The following is an 18,276-nucleotide window of genomic DNA, read 5'->3' as shown; positions in this document are numbered from 1 at the left end:
AGGAACTGTTTCACGGACGGGGCCTGGTTCGTCGAAAGCCCAGCGCCGCAACCGAAAAGGCCGTTCCCAGGGCGGCGGCGCGCGCAGCACACCACCACCCGTGCAGACCGACCACTACCGGGCGAGATTACTGGTGCCCCACACCGTCGCCGGGGGTGAGCCATTCGGTGACCATGCGGTCGGCCGCGTGGATGCAGACCAGTTCCAGGCGGCCGGGGCCGAGGTTGCGGAAGCTGTGCGGGGTGTTCGGGCCGACCACCACGACGTCGCCCGGGCCCGCTTCGATCTCCTCGCCCTCGGCGAGGAAGACGCCGCGGCCGGAACGGACGATCCAGGTTTCCGGGTAGGGGTGCTGGTGCGGCGCCGGACCCTCACCCGGTCCGTTGTCCACCAGGAAGAACGAGACGCCCGCACCGTAGGGCGCGCCTTCGAACTGGGCGCTGCGTGGGCCCTCGGGGGCGTGGAGCTGGCGGATCACGTGGTACATCGGCGGCCTCCTCGTCCGGATGCTGCCGATCGTCGCACCGGCGGGAGCGAAAGGGGAGGGATGATCGTCGCGCGCTAGGGTTACGGGGTGACCGAATATCACGAGCGGCCGGAGGGGCTGCCGCCGACGAACGGGTACAGCCACGCGGTCGCTTTCGGCGGACGCGCGGTCGCGGTTTCCGGTCAGGTGCCGCTGGATCGGAACGGGAACCTGGTCGGGCGCGGGGACGTGCGGGCGCAGATGAGGCAGGTGTTCGAGAACCTCACCGGTGCGCTCGCGGCGGCGGGCGCGCGCATGGAACATGTGGTCAAGCTGACGATCTTCCTCACCGATCTCGCCGACCTCGAGGCGTTCCGGCAGGTGCGCGACGAATACGTCTCGCTGGAGAGGCCCCCGGCGAGTTCGCTGGTCCAGGTGAGTGGTCTGGTCCACCCGGAGTTCCGGGTCGAGGTCGAGGCGCTGGCGTCGATCCCGGAGTAACGCGCTCAGGCGGGGCCGGGAGCGGTTCGTCCGGTGGCGAGCGGTTTGGCCGCAGAGGTGGCCCGGCGGACCGGGAACCGGTCGTTCAACTCGACCAGCAGTGGTGTCACCGCCATCAGGACGAACAGCAGCAGGGCCAGCGCGGTCGCGAGCGTGGTGAAGATCGACATCGGTGCCTCCGGCGGTCGGGCGGGCCGCTGGTGTCGGCCCGGTACTTCCACTTTCGGTGTTTTCCCAGGTCAGCGGATCGGCCGAGTGGTCCGGACCGGTCGGCCGAAGGGCTGATCCCGCGACCGCCGAACGGCCGGGCGGGCATGGGTGGTCCGGACCAGTGGCAATTCGCCCGTCCGGCTGGCAAATGGCAATTCTGTTAAGTGTTACAGCGACACTCGGAAAACGCTGTCATTTCCCCGGGAAGAACCAATGATCGGCACTGTTGATCTCTTTGGATCGATTTCGGTAATGACCTGATCGGCGGTACCGGATAACGTTTTGAAAAAAAGGGTTATGGGATGTGGTATGTCCGGGTAACGCGTGGGAATCATGGACGACTCTACCTACCGGTGGTGCGTCGAATCCGGGTTGCGGATGAACTCCGGCGATTTGGTTTCTTGATCACTCGTGGCCTGGAGGAACTTTGTGTGCAGAGTGAAAACCGCGTGCAGAAGGTCTTCGATCGCGCTGATCGTCGTCCTGGCGACGAGTGTCCTCTCGGCAGCGAACGCGGGCGGGACGCCGGCGCCCGCGAGTGATCGGGTCGCGTTGCGGCAGTTGATCGTCGCCACCGAGGCGGACGATTTCGGGCTGTCCACTTGGAAAACGATCCTGGACCGGGTGGGAACGCCCTACGACGTGCTCGTCGCGAAGCCGGATCCGCTGACCGCGGACCGGTTGGTGAAACCGGACGGCACCGGCCGGTACAGCGCGATCCTGTTGACCAGCAACGACCAGGCGACGGCACCGGCCGAGCAGACCTTGCTCTACAACAGTTTCTACGGTCCGAACGGGCGGTGGCCGTACTTCGACCACAACCTCGGCTACGCGGAGATGCTGGACTTCGAGTCCGATGTGGCGCTGGACCACGTGCAGTCCGGATCGGCCTACGCGCACACGGTGCACCAGGGCAACCTGCGGCAGTACGCGTCCGGGAAGAGCCTCACCTTCGACTCCCGGGTGGCGGTAACGGCCGGGGCCACCACCTTCACGGCGGTGCCGCGGCCGTGAGACGCATCGACCCGCGTGCCCTGATCCGCAAGTCGCCGATCCCGGTGCTGGTGCTGCTGGCGCTGGCGCTGGCGACCATCACCGTGGTGAGTCCCGCGCCGCGGTCCGGTAAGGAGCGTGACGACGTGGCGAGCACCGCGATCCCGCCCGCCCGCAAGCACCTGGTGCCGGCGCGAACCACCACCGGCGAACCGCCCGCGGGGCCCGGGGACAAGGTGGCCTTGCGGCAGCTGATCATCGCCACCACGCCGGACGACTTCGCCCTGCCCGGGTGGAAGGCGGTCCTGGACCGGATCGGCACCCCGTACGACGTGCTGTTCGCCCGGACCGAACCGGTGCGCGCCAGCCGGTTCGTCCGGCCCGACGGAGTCGGCCGGTACAACGCGATCCTGTTGACCGACAACGCTTTGCTCACGCGAGAGGGTGGCGAGTACCGCAGCGCCCTGGACGATTCCGAGTGGCGCGAGCTGTGGCACTACGAACGCGCCTTCGGGGTGCGGCAGGTCGCGCTCAACACCGCGCCCGGCACGGCCCCCGAGGACTACTGCCTGCGCTCCCGGGCCGAAGGCGAAGTCCGCGCGGATCCGGTGCCGGTCGCCCTGACCGGCGCGGGCGCCGGAGTCTTCGACTACCTGAAACCCGCCGCGCGGCTGCCGCTGACGCATTCCTACCTCTACCGCACCAGGCTCGCGCCGGACTGCGCCGCCCAGCCGATCCTCACCCACGAGCGGGACGTGCTCGGGGTGCTCAGCACGGCGCCGGACGGCCGGGAACGCGTCGCGCTGACCTTCGTGCCGGGCGCCGACCAGCCCAGCGCCGATCTCCTCGGTTTCGGGCTGCTGCGCTGGGCGACCCGCGGGATCTTCCTCGGGGAGCGGCGGCACTGGCTCAACGTCGACGTCGACGACTGGTTCAACGCCACCCTCCGCCGCCACCCGGACGGGACCACCGGCATGTTCCGCTTGTCCGGCCCGGACGCGGCGGCGGCCGACCGGCAGCAGACGGAGTTGCGCGGGCGGCACCCGATGGCCGGGGACTTCACGCTCAACCTGCCCTACAACGGCAGCGGGCTCGACCCGCGGGCGCCCGCCCGGTGCGACGAGGCCGCCACCCCCGACCCGCTGACCAGCTACTCGCGTTGCCTGATCGACCGGTTCCGCTGGATCAACCACACCCTGACCCACCCGCAGCTCAACTTCACCTCCTACGAGGAGAACCGCGCCGAGATCGCGGCCAACCTGTCGGCCGCCGCCTCGATCGGGCTGCCGGTCCCACCGGCCGTGCTCAAAACCCCCGAATACTCCGGACTCGGCGTGTACCACCCGGTTCCGAACGCGCTGGGCGACCCCACCGACCACGGGCTGACCGGCTCCAACCGGAACCTCCTGCGCGCGGCCGCGGATCTCGGGGTGAAGTACCTGCACGGCAACATGTCCTTCGCCAGCCACCGGCCCGGCTGCTTCAACTGCGGGATCCACCACCCCGCGCAACCGGACGTGCTGGTCGTCCCGGACTGGCCGACCAGCATCGCGTTCGAGGCGACCACCCCGGACGAGCAGACCGCGCTCTACAACGCCGCCTACGGCCGCGACGGAACCGCGAAGGACCACGGCGACCACGATCTGGCGTACCCGGAGATCGTGGACTCCGAGGCGGAGGTGGCGCTGGGACACCTGATCAGCGGGTCCGCCTACGCGCACACGCTGCACCAGGGAAACCTGCACGAGTACGCGCCGGGCCGGAGCCTGACCTTCGACTGGCTGGAAGCGTTGCTCACCAAGTACGACGCCCTGTTCCAGACCCCGTTGAAGAACCCCGACTGGTCCACCCTCACCGAATACGTGCGCGCCCGGACCGAACACTTCACCGAACTGGCGCGCGAGTCCGACGCCGTGTGGAACCGGCGCACCAACGCGGTGACCTACACCCCGGCGACCGACGGCACGGTGTTCCTCACCGGGCTGGTGACCCAGACGGCCACCGAGGAGGACCAGCAGGGGCCCGATCAAGCCGAGGTCTACGGCACGGACGCGGTGTCCCAGCTCGGCCTGCACCACGGCGAAACCGTCACCGTCACCGCGAGGCCGCGCCGATGAGCGCCCGCCGAGGTGCGCTGCGGGTCGCGCTGGTCGCCGAGGGGAGCTACCCGTTCTTCCCGGGCGGGGTGAGCCTGTGGTGCCAGCAGCTGATCCACGGCATGCCGGAGCACACCTTCACGGCCGTCGCGATCACCGTCGACGGCACCGAACGCGGCACCTGGCCGGCGCCGGACAACCTGGCCGAGGTCGTCAACCTGCCGCTCTGGGGGCCCGCGCCCCGCCGGGCGCGGCGCCGAGCGCCCGCGCGGTTCGCGGAAACCCACCGCGCGTTCCTCGGCGCGCTGCTCGCCGCTCGCCCGTCCGGTGACGAGTTCGCCGCGGTGCTGCGCGAGTTGTTCGGTTACGGGCAGGACGGGGTGCTCGGCCGCGCGCTGGTGTCCAACGACGCGGTCGACCGGTTGCTGCGGGCCGGGCGGGACGCGGGCCTGACCGGGCTGTCCCTGCGCGACGCGGTAGCCGTGGCCGACCAGTTCGAGCACCTGCTGCGCCCGCTGTCCCGGCCGCCGGTGCGCGCGGACGTGTGCCACCTCGCGATGAACGGCATCAGCGCGCTGGTGGGCATGACCGCCCAGTGGGCGCACGGCACCCCCGTGGTGATGTCCGAGCACGGCGTCTACCTGCGGGAGCGGTACCTGGCGGCGGCCGGGGAACCGGGATCGCATCCGGCGAAGACGCTGATGCTGCGGTTCTTCCGGGCCCTGGCGTGCGCCGCCTACCGGACCGTCGACGTGCTCGCGCCGCATTCGACCTACAACCGCCGCTGGCAGCTGTACAACGGCGCCGACGCCGCGCGGATGCGCACCATGTACAACGGCATCGACCCCGCGGACTTCCCCGAAGCGGGGGCGGAACCCGAGCGGCCGACGATCGTCTTCGTCGGCCGGATCGATCCGCTGAAGGACCTGCACACCCTCATCCGGGCCTTCGCGCTGGTGCGGGAGCGGCTGCCGGACGCGTGCCTGCGCATGTTCGGCCCGGTCCCCGCGGGCAACGAGGGTTACCACCGCGGCTGCGTGCGGCTCATCGACGAACTCGGGCTGACCGGTGCCGCGACCTTCGAGGGCCGGGTCCCGCGCCAGTACGACGCCTACCGCGCTGGCCACCTGGTCGCGCTGACCAGCGTGTCCGAAGGTTTCCCCTACACGGTCGTGGAATCCATGGCCACCGGGCGGCCCCAGGTGTGCACGGACGTCGGCGGGGTGTCCGAGGCCGTCGGCGACGCCGGTTTCGTGGTGCCGCCCCGGGATCACACCGCGGTCGGCGAGGCGTGCCTCCGGCTGCTCGCCGACGCCGGACTCCGGGGCCGCCTCGGCCGGCTCGCCCGGGAGCGGGTGCTCACCGAGTTCACGCTCGACCAGTGGAACGACGCCTACCGCGCGATCTACGCGGATCTCACGCGGGCGCCCGAGGCCGCCGCGTCGGTTACCACCGCGACCCAACCGGCGGTGACGCGATGACCGGAGACGCCACCGACGGGCTGGTCCGGTCGCTCGCCGAGACACTGCCCGCGCCGATCGACGAACTCCACGTGGCCGCGATCCTGGAAAGCCGCGGGGTGACCGATGAGGCCGCCCGGGAGCACTACCGGCACGACGACGTGTTCGCGTTGGCGCGCACGGTTTTCCAGCGCCTGCCGGGGCCACCCGCGGACACCCGGGCGCCGGTGGCCGGGCCGCGGCCGAGCCGATGGCGGACCCTGGCCCACGGTCCGCTGTACATCCTGCCCAGCGCGGTCTACCCGGCGGTGTTCGCCGAACTCGGTCCGGTGGCCATGGTGCGGGGGCTGGTGTTCGCCACGGCGCTGGGGTGGGTCTGGGGCATGGGCATGTCGCTGGCCGCGCACCGTCTGCTCGGCGAGGGCCGGGCCGCGGGGCGGCTGCTGCGCCGGTTCGTCGCCGCGGGGTTGGGGGTCGCGCTGGCCGGGGCCGTCGCACTCGCGCTGACCGGGCCGGGCGGCCCGCTGCTGGTGGCGTTCGTCCTGGCGCAACTGGGTTTCCAGCTCGCCTGCGGGGTGCTGATCTTCGACCGCGGCGAAGTCCGGGTGTTCGTGGTGATGCTGCCCGCCTTCGCCGCCGGGGTGCTCCACGTGGTGTCCGGTTACGCCCCGGCGATGGTCGGGGTGACCCTGGCGATGGGCGCCTCCTCGAGCGTGCTCGCGCTGGCCGCCGCCTGGCGCGCGACCACCCCGGCCGCGGAGCCACCGGGTGCGCCGCCGGTGCGTACGGCGGTGGTCGCCGCCCTGCCCGGGGCCTGGTACGCGGCGATGTCCGCGCTGTTCCTGCTGTCCACCGACGCCCGATTCGTCACCGCGCGGTTCGACCTCGCGATCGCGGTCGCGCCGCTCGCGTGCGCGATGGGCGCGGTGGAGTGGCGGTCACACCATTTCGACGCGCGGGCGCGGGAACTGCTGCACCGCGCGCGGGACGCGGCCGAGTTCCTCCGCGAGGTGCGGCGCACCCTCGTGCGGGAACTCACCCTGTGCCTGCTGGTCGTCGGCGGCTTCGCCCTGGTGCTGCTCGCCGTTCTCGCCGCGTCCGGGGTGCTCACCTCGCGCGGCGCCCTGCTGATCGACGCCCACGTGGTCCTCGGTGGCGCGTACTTCCTGGGTTTCCTGCTCGCCAACTACGGCCGGTACCGCCTCCTGCTGGGCATCGCGACCGGGGTGACCGCCGCGCAGCTCCTGGGGGCGGGCCTGGCCGCCGCACGCTTCGCGCCCCACGGGGAGGTACCGATATTCCTCGCGTGCAGCGGGATCCTGCTGGCCCTGCTGCTCACCGCACTGCGCGACACCGTGGGACGGGTCCACCACTACCGATAGCGCCGAGTTCGAACCACCGAGGAGGTCGTCATGCACGTGGCAATAGTCGCGGGAGGACGGGGAGTCCGGCTGCGGCCGTTCACGACCGCCCTGCCCAAACCGCTGGTGCCGATCGGGGAGGAGTACGCCATCCTCGACATCATCCTGCAACAGCTGAAGGCCCAGGGATTCACCCGGGTGACGCTGGCCATCGGGCACCTCGGTTCGCTGATCCGGGCGTTCGCGGGCGACGGGACGCGCTGGGGCCTGGCCGTGGACTATGCCGAAGAGGACAAACCCCTGTCCACCATCGGACCGGTGCTCAACTTCCTCGACCAGCTGCCGGAACACTTCCTGGTGATGAACGGGGACGTGCTCACCGACCTCGACTACGCGGAATTGCTGAGCACCCACGCGAATTCCGGCGCGCCGCTGACCGTCGCCGCCTATCGCCGCGAGGTGAAAATCGATTTCGGAACCCTGGAAACCGAGGGCGATCGGATCGTCAAGTTCGTCGAAAAACCCACCCTGTCCTACGGGGTGAGCATGGGGGTGCACGCCCTTTCCCGGGACACCCTGACGCGTTATCCGAAGAATGTGCCGTTCGGTTTCGACGATCTGGTGCTGGACCTGCTTTCCCGCGGTGTGCCGCCATCGGTCTACCAGTTCGACGGGTACTGGCTCGACATCGGCCGCCCGGACGACTACGACGAGGCCAACCGGACCTTCGAGCAGATGCGGCCGGTCCTGCTGCCCCAGGCCAGGAACGGCCACCGGGTGGAGTACGTGTGATGGGCGCCGCCCGAGTCCTGCTGTTCGGCGCGTCCGGGTTCATCGGCCGCCCGGTCGCCGAGGCGCTCCGGCGCGATGCGCGGGTCGAGACGGTGATCCCGGTCGGCCGGACCCCGCGTGCCGGGTTCCTCCGCCACGACCTGTACGCGGACGGCACCGGCGAACTCGCCACCCTGCTGCGCGGCGTCAAGCCCCGGGTGGTGATCAACTGCGCGGGCCGCCTGTCGGGTGGCACCGCCGCGCTGGTCGAGGCGCACGTCCTGGCCACCGCCCGCCTGCTCGACGCGATGACCGAGGCGGCCCCGGCCGCGCGGCTGGTCGTCCTGGGCTCGGCCGCCGAGTACGGCGTCACCCCGGCGGGACAGCCGGTCGCCGAGGACGCCCTGGCGATTCCGGTGGCCCCGTACGGCATGGCCAAACTGGCCGGCACCCAGCTGGTCCGGCTCGCCGTCGAGGAGGGCCGCCTGGACGCGGTGGTGCTGCGGGTGTTCAACCCGATCGGACCGGACACCCCGGACCAGACGCTGCTCGGCCGGGCCGCCGCGGGGATCCGGGCGGCGCTGGAGAACCGGGACGACCACATCCGCCTCGGCCCGCTCGGCGCCCACCGGGACTTCGTGGACGTCCGGGACGTGGCCGCGGCCGTCGTCGCCGCGGCCCTGGCCGATCAGGTGAAGGAACCGGTGCTGAACGTCGGGTCGGGGATCGCGGTGCCGATCCGGTCGGTGATCGGGATGCTCGCCGAGATCGCCGGATTCGCCGGACAGGTGCGCGAACTCGGCCTGGCCCCGGCCAGATCCGCGGCGGTCTCGTGGATCGCCGCCGATCTCGGCCGGATCCGGCGCACGCTCGGCTGGGCCCCGGAGCACGACCTGCGGTCCTCGGTTCTGGCGTGCTGGCGTTCGGTGTGAACCGGGTGTTCGCGTTGGCGGCCGCCGCCCTGCTCGCGGCGGGCTGCGCTCCGGAACCGAAACCGGCACCCGGACCGGAGGGCGGCCCCCTCACCAGCGTCGCGTACCAGCTGCAGGACTACCGCGACGACCGGCTCGACGAGATCGCGCGGAGCGCCCACCCGTTGGCGGTGATCGACCTGGCCCGGGACGCCGCGGACCAGTACTTCACCGCCGACGAGATCGCCCGGGTGCGGGCCACCGGGAAGAAGGTCCTCGCCTATTTCGAAATCGGCGCGATCGAGGAATTCCGCCCGGAATTCCGGGAGATCCGGGACGGGAACGCCGATCTGCTGCTCAACGAATGGCCGGAGTGGCCGGGGGAGCGGTTCGTCAGGTACTGGGACCCGCGCTGGTGGCGGCTGGTGGTCCAGCCGCGGCTGGACCGGGCGATCGCCGCGGGTTTCGACGGGGTGTACCTGGACACGCCGCTGGCGTACGAGGAGATCCGGCTCGAACTGGTCCCCGCCGAACGCCGGGACGGCCTCGGCGCGAAAATGGCCGAGCTGATCGTCCGGATCACCGAGTACGCCCGTTCGGCCAAGCCGGGATTCTGGATCTTCCCGCAGAATTCCCCGGAGCTGCGGCGCTATCCCGGATACGAGGCGGCGATCGACGGGATCGGGATGGAGGAACTCTTCTTCCGCGCCACCGACGAACCGTGCGTCCAGGATTACTGCGCGGAAAACCTGCGGGAGGCCCGGGCGCTGCGGGACGCCGGAAAACTCGTGGTCGCGATCGACTACGCCACCCGGCCGGAGAACATCGCCACGGCGTGCCGCCGGTACCGGGAAGAACACTTCGCCGGTTCGGTGACGGTGCGTTCCCTGGACCGGATCACCGCACCTTGCCCAGGAACGAAAGGGACGATCACATGGTAGGCAGCGCACCGGAATTCGGCCGTGTCGGCATCATCGGAATGGGCTACGTCGGCCTGACGCTGACCGCGGCGCTGGCCCGCAAGGGCTACCAGGTGCACGGGGTGGACGTGCAGCCGGCGGTGCTGAATTCGCTCGCTCGCGGCAAACCGCACATCTTCGAACCCGGTGTCGACGAGGTGTTCGCCGAACACGTGGGGCGGAACATCTTCGTCGCGCCCGAACTCCCGCGCGACGCGGTCGACGTCGCCATCCTCTGCGTGTCCACCCCGGTCGACGAGGGGACGCGCACGCCGAACCTGAAGAACCTCGCGATCGCCGCGGAACAGGTGGCCGCGCGGTGCTCCCCGGACACGCTGGTCGTGGTCCGCAGCACCGTCCCGGTCGGCGCCAGCCGGGAGGTGGTGCTCCCGCCATTGGCCGAGGCCTTCGCCACCCCGCGCCTGGTCATGGCCCCGGAACGCACGATCCAGGGGCAGGCGTTGCGCGAGCTCGTCGAACTTCCCCAGGTCGTCGGCGGGCTCGACGCCGGCAGCCTCGAGCTGGGCACGGCGTTCTTCGCGGGCGTCGCCGCGCAGGTGGTGCCGGTGTCCACTTTGGAGACCGCGGAACTGGTGAAGCTGACCAACAACTGCCACACCGACGTGATCTACTCGTTCGGCAACGAGGTCGCTCTGCTGACCGAACGCCTCGGACTGGACCCGCTCGAGGTGATCCGGGCGACCAATGTGGACTATCCGCGGCCCGACATCGCCAAACCCGGGTACGTGGGCGGCGGTTGCCTGTCGAAGGACCCGTACATCATGCTCGCCGGCGCCGAACGCGCCGGGCACCGGCCGCCGGTGATCGGCGCGGCGCGGCGGCTCAACGAGGAACTGCCCGTGCACGTGGCGCGCCGGGTGACCGGGTCGCTCGCCGGTGGCCGGACGCTCGCCGTGCTCGGCTGGGCGTACAAGGGCTGGCCCCCGACCGACGACATGCGGGGGACGCCGATCGCCGCGATGATGCCGGTGTTCACCGCGGCCGGGTTGCGGGTCCTCGGGCACGATCCGCTGGTCGGGCCGGACGTCATCCGGGACCACGGCGGCGAGCCGGTGGATCTGCGCACGGCCTTCCGGGAGGCGGACGGCGTGCTGATCATCACCGATCATCCCGACTACCGCCGCCTCGACGTTCCCGGGCTCCTTTCCGGGTCGAAGGCGCGGTTCGTCTACGACTCGTGGCGCATCCTGGACGCGGACGCGGTGACCGGATGCGGGGTGCGGTACCTCGGGCTCGGCTACGAACCGGTGGTGCGCCGATGAAAACCCTCGTTCTGGGCGGCGCCGGGTTCATCGGCCTGCACCTCGCGCGCCGCCTGCGGGCGGACGGCCACGCGGTGACCATCGTGGACAACTTCTCCCGCGGCCGGGACGATCCGGAACTGGCCGCGCTCGACGTTCCGGTGCTGCACGCCGATCTCACCGATCCCGGCGCGTACCGGGAACTCCCGGCCGGGTTCGACCACGTCTACCACCTGGCCGCCGTGGTCGGGGTGCGGAACGTGGAACGGGATCCGGCCCGGGTCATCCGGACCAACACGCTCGCGCTGCTGCACCTGCTGGACTGGCTGGAACCGGGACAGCGGCTGTTCTTCGCCTCCACCAGCGAGGTGTATGCGGGCGGGGTGAGCGCGGGCGTGGTCCCGGTGCCCACCGCCGAAACGGTCCCGTTGCTGGTGCGGGACGTCGCCGCGCCGCGATTCGCCTACGGGATCAGCAAACTGCTCGGTGAGGCCGCCGTCATCCACACCGCGAAGGCCAAGGACATCCCGTTCGTCATCGGGCGCTTCCACAACGTCTACGGCCCGCGGATGGGGACCGACCACGTGATCCCGGAGCTTTGCGTGCGCGCCCTGCGCCGCGAGGACCCGTTCCGGCTCTACGGGATCGAGCAGTTCCGGGCGTTCTGCCACGTCGACGACGCGACCGAAGCCATGGTCCGCCTGCTCACCACGGACGCGGCCACCGGGGAGATCGTGCACATCGGAAACGACACCGAGGAGACCAATATCGGCGATCTGGCCCGGCTGATCCTGCGGATCGCCGGGTTCGAGCCCGCACTCGACAACGTCCCGGCGCCCCCGGGTTCGGTCGCTCGCCGGTGCCCGGACCTGTCGAAACTGCGCGAGCGCACCGGTTTCGAGCCGAAGGTCGCGCTCGAGGACGGCGTGCGCGCCACCTTCGACTGGTACGCCGCGCGGTGCTGACCGCCTTTCACAACACGCTGGTGTGCGGCAGGTAGGGCGCGAGCGGACCGGTTTCTCCCCGGCGGCACAGCGGCCCGGTGGGGCGCAGCCGCAGCCCCGCGCGGTGGACGACATCGACGGCCCATTGCTGATCGGCGCGCAGGACCTGTACCGCGACGTCCTCCCCGGAGCTTTCCGCGAGGGCGGCCCACAGCAGGGCCGCCGCCGCCTCGGAATCGGTGGCCGCGACGATCTCCGGTTCGTCCTCGACCACCGCGTAGCCGCGCTGCCGCCCGTGGTCGAGGACCAGCAGCCGGGCGCCGGAGCGCAGCAGGCCGTCGAGATCCGGGCCGTGCGCCGCACCGCGCAGGCCGCGGTCGATCTCGGCGGCGAAATCCAGATCGCCGAAATCGCCGGGGCGCACGTGACCGTTGGCCGGGAGCGCGGCGCGGCACACCGCACCGGTGGCCCGCAGGGCGGGTTCGAGCGCGAACCCGGCGCGGTGGTAGCACCGCATCGCCTGGGGATCGAGCGAGGAATGCAGCAACCCGCCCCGCGCGTTCGCGCCGTAGCCCAGCGCCGCGTCGAGCAACCGGCGGCCGAGGCCGCGGCCCTGGTACCCGGGCCGCACATGCAGATGGGCCAGGTACCACAGGCCTTCGCGCAGCCCGGCCATCGCGGCGCCGCAGAGCCGGTCGTCCACGGTGGCGATCCACGCGCCGGCCGGATCGAGGTCCAGGAGCCGCCGGACCAGGGGAGGCCCGCCGGTCGGCCGCCGCGAGGGCCGCCCGCCCGGCGCCGGGGTTCCCTCGCGCTCGTGGAGATCCTGGAGCGCGGCGTGCACCGAACCGCGCAGGGCGGGCAGATCCGCCGCCACCATCCGCCGGATCACCGGATCGGCGCTGCGCACCCCAGCCATGGACACCTCCGCCGCCTCCATGGTGCCAGGCGCCACGCCGTGTTCGCCCACCGAGAGACGGGTGGCGATAACCGGTGGACGCGGACATGGTGGACCCATGCGAATCTTGGTGCTCGGCGGAACGATCTTCCTCAGCAGGGCGGTGGCGGCCGAAGCGCTGCGCCGCGGCCACGAGGTGGTCTGCGCGGCACGGGGTGACTCCGGCGCCGTGCCCGGGGGCGCCCGGCTGGTCCGGGTCGACCGCGACCGCCCGGACGGGCTGGAACCGTTGCGCGGTGAGCGGTTCGACGCCGTGGTCGACGTGGCCAAGATGTCGGTGACGTGGGTGCGCGAGGCGGTTCGAGTGCTCGGCGAGTCGGCCGCGCACTGGACGTTCGTCTCGAGCGTCTCGGTGTACGCCGACCACGGCACCCCGGGCGCGACGGACACGCTGCCGCCGCTGGAGGACGAACCGGGCGCCGAGGTCACCTCGGAGCGCTACGGCTCGGTGAAGGTGGCCAGTGAACTCGCCGTCCGCGAGGCGCTCGGCGACCGCGCCTTCATCGTGCGCGCCGGGCTGATCACCGGGCCGGACGACCGGTCCGATCGGTTCGGCTACTGGCCCGCGCGGTTCTCCCGCGGCGGCCGGGTCGCCGTACCGGACACCCCGGAGCAGCCCGCCCAGCACATCGACGTGCGCGATCTGGCGGCCTGGATCCTCGACGCGGCCGAGCATCGGGTGCACGGCACGTTCGACGCCATCGGCCCGTCCGTTCCGCTGAGCGCCATGCTGGGCGCGATCGCCGAGGCGGTCGCGCCGCGGGACACCGAACCGGTCCGCGTACCGGTGACCGACCTCGAAGAGGCCGGCGTGTCGCCGTGGTCCGGACCGCGGTCACTGCCCCTGTGGCTGCCGCCCTCACACCAGGCGATGATGTCCCGCGACGCCGCCCCCGCCCTGGCGGCGGGCCTGAAGGTCCGCCCGGTCGCCGACACCGCCCTGGACGCGCTGGAGTACGAACGCGGCCTCGGGCTGGATCGGGTGCGCCAGGCCGGGTTGTCCGCGGCGGAGGAGGCCGAGCTGCTCGCCGGGCTCCGTCAGCTCCGGACGCCGTAGACGGCGTAGACGGGGATGCCGAGTTCGCGGGCCACCCGAACCAGCGGATCGGCCAGGTCGTCCTCGGCCCAGGGCGGGAATCGCGGATGGACACCGCCGCCGGAATCGGTGGTGTAGCCGACGATTTCGCCGTGGTGCCGCACGAAGTCGCTCCATTCGGCTGAGCTGATCATGCGGTGATCGCCACTTTCTCCATCGATACCGGGTAAGCGAGAAGATAACCAACACAGTAATCATCTGGTCACCCACAGTCGATACTACTTGCGTAGTCCACTCTCCCGGAGCAGTCCGCGCAGACTCGGTTGCCCAGGGTGATCGCCTGTTTCGGCGACCATCCGGCCCCGCGGATGCCGCTATCCGGGGGAACCTGAGTCCATTCCGGTCTCGAGGCGCGGAGCGGCGCGGTAGGGAAGGGGGGTGCGCGAGCCGAGCCCACCTACTCGATCTCGGGGTTTCCAAGCCCTCGTTTCCGCGGGGGCCTGGCGGGAACTGCTCGTGAGCGGGGTACGGCGGACCTATCGCGACGGCGAGACCATCCTGCTGCAGGGCGCGCCGGCGACCTCGGTCCGGGTGCTCGTGTCGGGCCGCGTCGAGGTGGGGTGCCAGGACGAGGACGGCGCCTACTGCCTGGTGGCACTGCGCGGGACGGGCGATGTGGTGGGCGAACTGGCCGCGCAGAACCTGGGCACGCGCTCGGCGACGGTCACCGCGCTCGAACCGTGCGTCGCCCACACCGTTCCCGCCGCCACCTTCCACGGCGTGCTGGCGCGGCACGGGGTGGACGCGCAGCTTCGCCGGTACCTCGCGGGCAAACTGCAGGAGTCGGTGGGGGCCGCGGTCGACACCGTGCACCATCCGCCGCGGCAACGGCTCGCCCGCCTGATCGTCCGGCTCGTCGAACTCGCCGACCCCGGGCATCCGGATCCGTTGCGCGTGCCCATGTCGCAGACCCGGCTGGCCCTCGCGCTCGGGTTGTCGCGCAGTTCGGTCGCGCGCCTGGTGTCGGCGATGCGCGCGGACGGGTTGCTCGGCAAGGATCGGCGCCTGCGGGTCGAACGGCCGGGGGAGCTGCGCGATCTCGCCCGGCAGTCCGCACGGTTGACCCCGAGAATGTGATCTGCGTCACTTAGGGTTGTCCAGGAATGGACAGTCCTGCCGCAGCTCCTGCGGCACGGTGAGGCGCATCGTCGCGACGGAAGGAGCCCCTCGACCATGGCCGAGCAACCGGAAATCCCGGTCCTGGAACTTCCGGCCTACCGGGCCGTCCTCTCGGTGGATGTGAAGAACTTCAGCGGTCTCAAGGCCGTCGACCACCACGAGCTCACCGAGAAGATCCCGCTGGTGCTGGAACAGGCCTTCGCCCGGGCCGGGCACGCCGCGGTGTGGGCGGAGCGGCGGTTCCCGGCCGGGCGGGGAGACGGTTATGTCGTGGGGTTCCGGCCCGAGGTGCTGCCGGTTCTGGTGGGGCCGTTCCTGGACAGCCTCCAGGCGGAACTCGCCTACCACCACCGGATGCGGTCCGGCGGTGCGCGTGCGCTGCGGATGCGGGTGAGCATCGCCGTCGGCCCGCTCACCGACTCCGACGACGCGCGGCTCGGCGACGGTTCGGGCTCGGCGATGATCGAAACACACCGGCTGCTGGACTGCGAACCGGTGCGGCACCTGCTCGAGGATTCCGATCCGGAGGTCACCTTCGTCGCGGCGGTCCTCTCGGCCCGCGTCTACGAGGACGTGGTCGTCTCCGGCTACTCGGCCAAGGCCCCGACCGAATTCGCCCAGGTTCCGGTCCAGGTCAAGCGCTACCAGGGCGCCGCGTACCTGCACGTGCCGAAACCGTCGGGCGGCCTGCTCGAACGCGGCCTCGGCCCGGCCACCGAACGACCCGACCCGGCACCCGAGTTCGCGCCGCCACCGGTGGAGGCGGGCGGCGTCTCGAACTCGATCAGCGGCAAGGTGGGCGGCAGCGTCACCCAACTCCGCGACCAGTACCTCGGCGCGGGCGGCGTCTTCCAATCCGGCGGCCACTACACCCGAGGCGACGGCGACCAACCCACCCCCGCGTCTTGAACGTTCGCGGCCGTGCTCAACCGAGTGGCGAGGGATCATGTGCGCGCTGGTTGCATAGTGTGACGACACCGATACGGGAGACTGATCATGGGCAGGCACGACAAGGACGGCGACGATGAGGGAAGCGCCCAGCCGGACAAGTGGACGACCTGGCGAGGTGACGAGGGTGACCAGGACAAAGCAGGCGGCACTCGGGGGAAGGACGACGAGGAATAGCAGCTAGTGGACTGGAAAGAAGCCCTGGCGACCGTTCCGCGTGAGCCGTTCGTCCCCCGAATAGTGTGGGTTGGCAACCCTTCCGGCGAAGGGTTCGTCTCCCTCGATCGAGAGGCGGAACCAGATCAGTGGAGTGCCCTGGTCGCCGGCAACGAACTGATCGTGACGCAGGTTGACGACGGCAGAACGCGACCCGCGGGGATTGGGCTGGTTCCGACAAGTTCATCGAGTAAGCCGTCGCTGGTCGCGGCGATGCTCGACGCGCTTGACCTGCGCCCGGGACACCGCGCGCTCGAAGTGGGCACCGGCACCGGCTGGAACGCGGCGCTCATCTCGACGCGAGTCGGTCCGACCGGTCATGTGGTTTCCATCGAGGTCGACCCCGCCCTGGCCGACGAGGCGCGTCGGGTACTGCACCGGAGCGGATACGCGGTGAAAGTGGTTACCGGAGACGGCGCGGACGGATATCCATCGGATGCGCCCTACGATCGGCTGCTGGCCACGGCGTCGGTTCGGCGGATGCCCGCCGCGTGGCTGGAGCAGACCCGGCCCGGCGCGGTTCTCGTGGCCCCCTGGGGCACCGACTATTGCAACGGGGCCCTGCTCACTCTTGTCCGGGACGAGGACGGCGTGGCATCCGGCCGATTCAGCCGCAATTTGGCCTTCATGCGGCTGCGGGACCAGCGACGTGAGTTTCTCGACCCCAGCGACAACGAGATCGACACGGCGGACAAGACCGTAACCACGCTCCAGCCCCCGCGACTTTTCGACATGATCTCGTTCGACCAAGCGGCGTTTACGATCGGGCTACGCGTCCCGCGGTGCTACCTCACGGTCGAAGACGGCGAAGACGACCCGACGGAGCACACCATCGAACTACACGACGTGGCCTCCGGCTCCTGGGCGCGCGTAGACGTCGTACCGCCTGGACCGGAGTTCATTGTCCGCCAGCTCGGCTCGCGTCGGCTGTGGAATGAAGCCGAGTCCGCGTACCGGTGGTGGCTTGATCACGGCAAGCCCGAGCCGAAGCGATACGGGCTGTCAGTCGCTCCGGACGGCACCCAAACGGTTTGGTTGGATGAGCCGGACGGTCTTCATCACTGGGCGGTCTGAGGTGTCTCGATGCCTCATGTGGTGGCCAGGCCGGTTCGCCAGCTCGGGACCTCGGGTCGCCAGCCGAGTTCCTGCCGCGCTCGGTCGTTGGCCGCGCCGCGCATCGTGGTCAGCTGGTAGCGGGTGAACCAGCCCCACAGCCGTTCGACCAGTTCCACCGGCATGGTGCGCGGGGCCGGTGCGCCGAGCAGACCGGCGTATTCGGGTACCCAGGTGGCGGCCTCGGCGGGATCGTCGTCGGCCACGTTGAACACCCCACCGGCCTCGGATTCCACGGCGGACACCGCGGCTCGCGCGGCGTCTTCGACGTGCAGGAACGAGGTGACGCCGATGGCGGATTCGGGCAGCGGCAGTTTCCCCTTCGCCACCGCGGAGCCGATCGAACCCGTTGCCGCGTAACGGGTTCCGGGCCCGTAGAGGGTCCCGTACCGCAGCACGGCACCGGGGAGGTCCGGGGTGCCGAGGACGAGCCGTTCCAGCTCGGCGACCGCGTGCACGGTGCGGGTCCAGGCCGGATCGGGGGCGTCCAGGTAGAGCGGGGCGTCTTCGGCGAGCACCGGCCCGCCGCGCGGCGCGGTGGCGAACGAGATGCTCTGCGCCACGATCCGCCGCGCCCCGGCCGCGCGGGCCGCGGTGACGAGGTTCGCGGTCCCCTCGGTGCGCAGGCGGGCGGTCGCCTCCAATCCGTCCACTGTGGAGTCCCGCAGGGCGGACAGCTGGTGCACGACCACCTCGGGCCGGGCCGCCAGTACCGCGGTGCGCACCGCGTCGCCGTCCAGCGCGTCGGCGACCACGACGTCGTCGGCGCCGAGCCCGCCCGCCGCCGACCCGTCCCGCACCAGCGCGGCCACCCGGTGCCCCCGGGCACGCAGCAACGGCACCAGCGATCGGCCGATCACCCCGGTGGCTCCGGCGACCAACACCCGCATGC

Annotated in this window: 20 protein-coding genes; 15 read left to right on the top strand and 5 right to left on the bottom strand. The window is 71.1% G+C overall.

Translation table 11 applies throughout. The annotated features are described in order from the left end of the window. Window positions 1–127: 127 nt before the first annotated feature. Window positions 128–487, bottom strand: a complete 360-nt coding sequence (locus FXO23_RS33000) for a cupin domain-containing protein (RefSeq protein ID WP_158889508.1) — start codon at window positions 485–487, stop codon at window positions 128–130. A gap of 87 nt (window positions 488–574) precedes the next feature. On the opposite strand from FXO23_RS33000, the gene FXO23_RS32995 reads away from it, so the two are divergent. Further along, a complete protein-coding gene (locus tag FXO23_RS32995; RefSeq protein WP_158889506.1) occupies window positions 575–967 on the top strand; it encodes a RidA family protein in 393 nt (130 codons plus the stop codon). A 5-nt stretch (window positions 968–972) separates the two neighbouring features. Here FXO23_RS32995 and FXO23_RS32990 read toward each other — a convergent pair whose 3' ends face one another. Next, window positions 973–1,137, bottom strand: coding sequence for a hypothetical protein (locus FXO23_RS32990; RefSeq protein WP_158889503.1), 165 nt, complete (start codon window positions 1,135–1,137; stop codon window positions 973–975). A gap of 478 nt (window positions 1,138–1,615) precedes the next feature. Between FXO23_RS32990 and FXO23_RS50850 the strand changes: the two genes are divergently transcribed. The 9 genes from FXO23_RS50850 to FXO23_RS32945 are packed head-to-tail and all read left to right on the top strand — an operon-like array spanning window position 1,616 to window position 11,955. Continuing rightward, window positions 1,616–2,191 carry a hypothetical protein gene (locus FXO23_RS50850; protein ID WP_179956949.1) on the top strand — a complete coding sequence of 192 codons (576 nt, stop codon included), beginning with the start codon at window positions 1,616–1,618 and terminating at the stop codon, window positions 2,189–2,191. Continuing rightward, complete coding sequence (locus FXO23_RS32980; protein WP_158889501.1) at window positions 2,188–4,287, top strand: Agd3-related carbohydrate-binding protein; 2,100 nt, start codon at window positions 2,188–2,190, stop codon at window positions 4,285–4,287. Before FXO23_RS50850 ends, FXO23_RS32980 begins: the two co-directional genes overlap by 4 nt. After that, window positions 4,284–5,747, top strand: a complete 1,464-nt coding sequence (pelF, locus tag FXO23_RS32975) for a GT4 family glycosyltransferase PelF (protein ID WP_158889499.1) — start codon at window positions 4,284–4,286, stop codon at window positions 5,745–5,747. Before FXO23_RS32980 ends, pelF begins: the two co-directional genes overlap by 4 nt. After that, window positions 5,744–7,108 (top strand): hypothetical protein, encoded by a 1,365-nt coding sequence (locus FXO23_RS52740; protein WP_158889497.1) that lies wholly within the window; start codon window positions 5,744–5,746, stop codon window positions 7,106–7,108. The genes pelF and FXO23_RS52740 overlap by 4 nt, the downstream gene beginning before the upstream one ends. A 30-nt stretch (window positions 7,109–7,138) precedes the next feature. Beyond that, the gene (locus tag FXO23_RS32965) at window positions 7,139–7,879 is read left to right on the top strand and encodes a nucleotidyltransferase family protein (protein WP_158889495.1); all 741 of its coding nucleotides are present in this window, start codon (window positions 7,139–7,141) and stop codon (window positions 7,877–7,879) included. Then, window positions 7,879–8,790, top strand: coding sequence for an NAD-dependent epimerase/dehydratase family protein (locus FXO23_RS32960; protein ID WP_158889493.1), 912 nt, complete (start codon window positions 7,879–7,881; stop codon window positions 8,788–8,790). The genes FXO23_RS32965 and FXO23_RS32960 overlap by 1 nt, the downstream gene beginning before the upstream one ends. Next, a complete protein-coding gene (locus FXO23_RS32955; RefSeq protein WP_158889491.1) occupies window positions 8,772–9,710 on the top strand; it encodes a glycoside hydrolase family 191 protein in 939 nt (312 codons plus the stop codon). The genes FXO23_RS32960 and FXO23_RS32955 overlap by 19 nt, the downstream gene beginning before the upstream one ends. Continuing rightward, window positions 9,704–11,011, top strand: a complete 1,308-nt coding sequence (locus FXO23_RS32950; protein ID WP_158889489.1) for a nucleotide sugar dehydrogenase — start codon at window positions 9,704–9,706, stop codon at window positions 11,009–11,011. Before FXO23_RS32955 ends, FXO23_RS32950 begins: the two co-directional genes overlap by 7 nt. Next, window positions 11,008–11,955 carry an NAD-dependent epimerase/dehydratase family protein gene (locus tag FXO23_RS32945; RefSeq protein WP_158889487.1) on the top strand — a complete coding sequence of 316 codons (948 nt, stop codon included), beginning with the start codon at window positions 11,008–11,010 and terminating at the stop codon, window positions 11,953–11,955. Before FXO23_RS32950 ends, FXO23_RS32945 begins: the two co-directional genes overlap by 4 nt. Before the next feature lie 7 nt (window positions 11,956–11,962). On the opposite strand, the gene FXO23_RS32940 is transcribed toward FXO23_RS32945, so the two are convergent. Then, window positions 11,963–12,853 carry a GNAT family N-acetyltransferase gene (locus tag FXO23_RS32940; RefSeq protein ID WP_158889485.1) on the bottom strand — a complete coding sequence of 297 codons (891 nt, stop codon included), beginning with the start codon at window positions 12,851–12,853 and terminating at the stop codon, window positions 11,963–11,965. A 97-nt stretch (window positions 12,854–12,950) separates the two neighbouring features. Between FXO23_RS32940 and FXO23_RS32935 the strand changes: the two genes are divergently transcribed. Further along, the gene (locus tag FXO23_RS32935) at window positions 12,951–13,949 is read left to right on the top strand and encodes an NAD-dependent epimerase/dehydratase family protein (RefSeq protein WP_158889483.1); all 999 of its coding nucleotides are present in this window, start codon (window positions 12,951–12,953) and stop codon (window positions 13,947–13,949) included. Here FXO23_RS32935 and FXO23_RS32930 read toward each other — a convergent pair. Beyond that, complete coding sequence (locus tag FXO23_RS32930; RefSeq protein ID WP_158889481.1) at window positions 13,931–14,122, bottom strand: hypothetical protein; 192 nt, start codon at window positions 14,120–14,122, stop codon at window positions 13,931–13,933. The genes FXO23_RS32935 and FXO23_RS32930 overlap by 19 nt on opposite strands. A 322-nt stretch (window positions 14,123–14,444) precedes the next feature. Between FXO23_RS32930 and FXO23_RS32925 the strand changes: the two genes are divergently transcribed. From FXO23_RS32925 to FXO23_RS32915, 4 genes are all read left to right on the top strand, one after another. Beyond that, a complete protein-coding gene (locus FXO23_RS32925) occupies window positions 14,445–15,065 on the top strand; it encodes a Crp/Fnr family transcriptional regulator (protein WP_158889479.1) in 621 nt (206 codons plus the stop codon). 96 nt (window positions 15,066–15,161) lie between these two features. After that, on the top strand, window positions 15,162–16,016 hold the full coding sequence (locus FXO23_RS32920; protein ID WP_158889477.1) for a hypothetical protein: 855 nt from the start codon (window positions 15,162–15,164) through the stop codon (window positions 16,014–16,016). An 87-nt stretch (window positions 16,017–16,103) separates the two neighbouring features. After that, window positions 16,104–16,232 carry a hypothetical protein gene (locus FXO23_RS52350; RefSeq protein WP_281356660.1) on the top strand — a complete coding sequence of 43 codons (129 nt, stop codon included), beginning with the start codon at window positions 16,104–16,106 and terminating at the stop codon, window positions 16,230–16,232. 6 nt (window positions 16,233–16,238) lie between these two features. Then, complete coding sequence (locus tag FXO23_RS32915) at window positions 16,239–17,345, top strand: methyltransferase domain-containing protein (protein ID WP_158889475.1); 1,107 nt, start codon at window positions 16,239–16,241, stop codon at window positions 17,343–17,345. A 14-nt stretch (window positions 17,346–17,359) separates the two neighbouring features. Here the strand turns inward: FXO23_RS32915 and FXO23_RS32910 are convergent, their stop codons facing one another. Next, window positions 17,360–18,274, bottom strand: coding sequence for an NAD-dependent epimerase/dehydratase family protein (locus FXO23_RS32910; protein WP_158889473.1), 915 nt, complete (start codon window positions 18,272–18,274; stop codon window positions 17,360–17,362). Between the last annotated feature and the right edge of the window lie 2 nt (window positions 18,275–18,276).

The sequence above is a fragment of the Amycolatopsis anabasis genome, from assembly GCF_009765355.1.
Classification (GTDB): domain Bacteria; phylum Actinomycetota; class Actinomycetes; order Mycobacteriales; family Pseudonocardiaceae; genus Amycolatopsis; species Amycolatopsis anabasis.
This window is presented reverse-complemented; position numbering and strand designations above follow the sequence as displayed.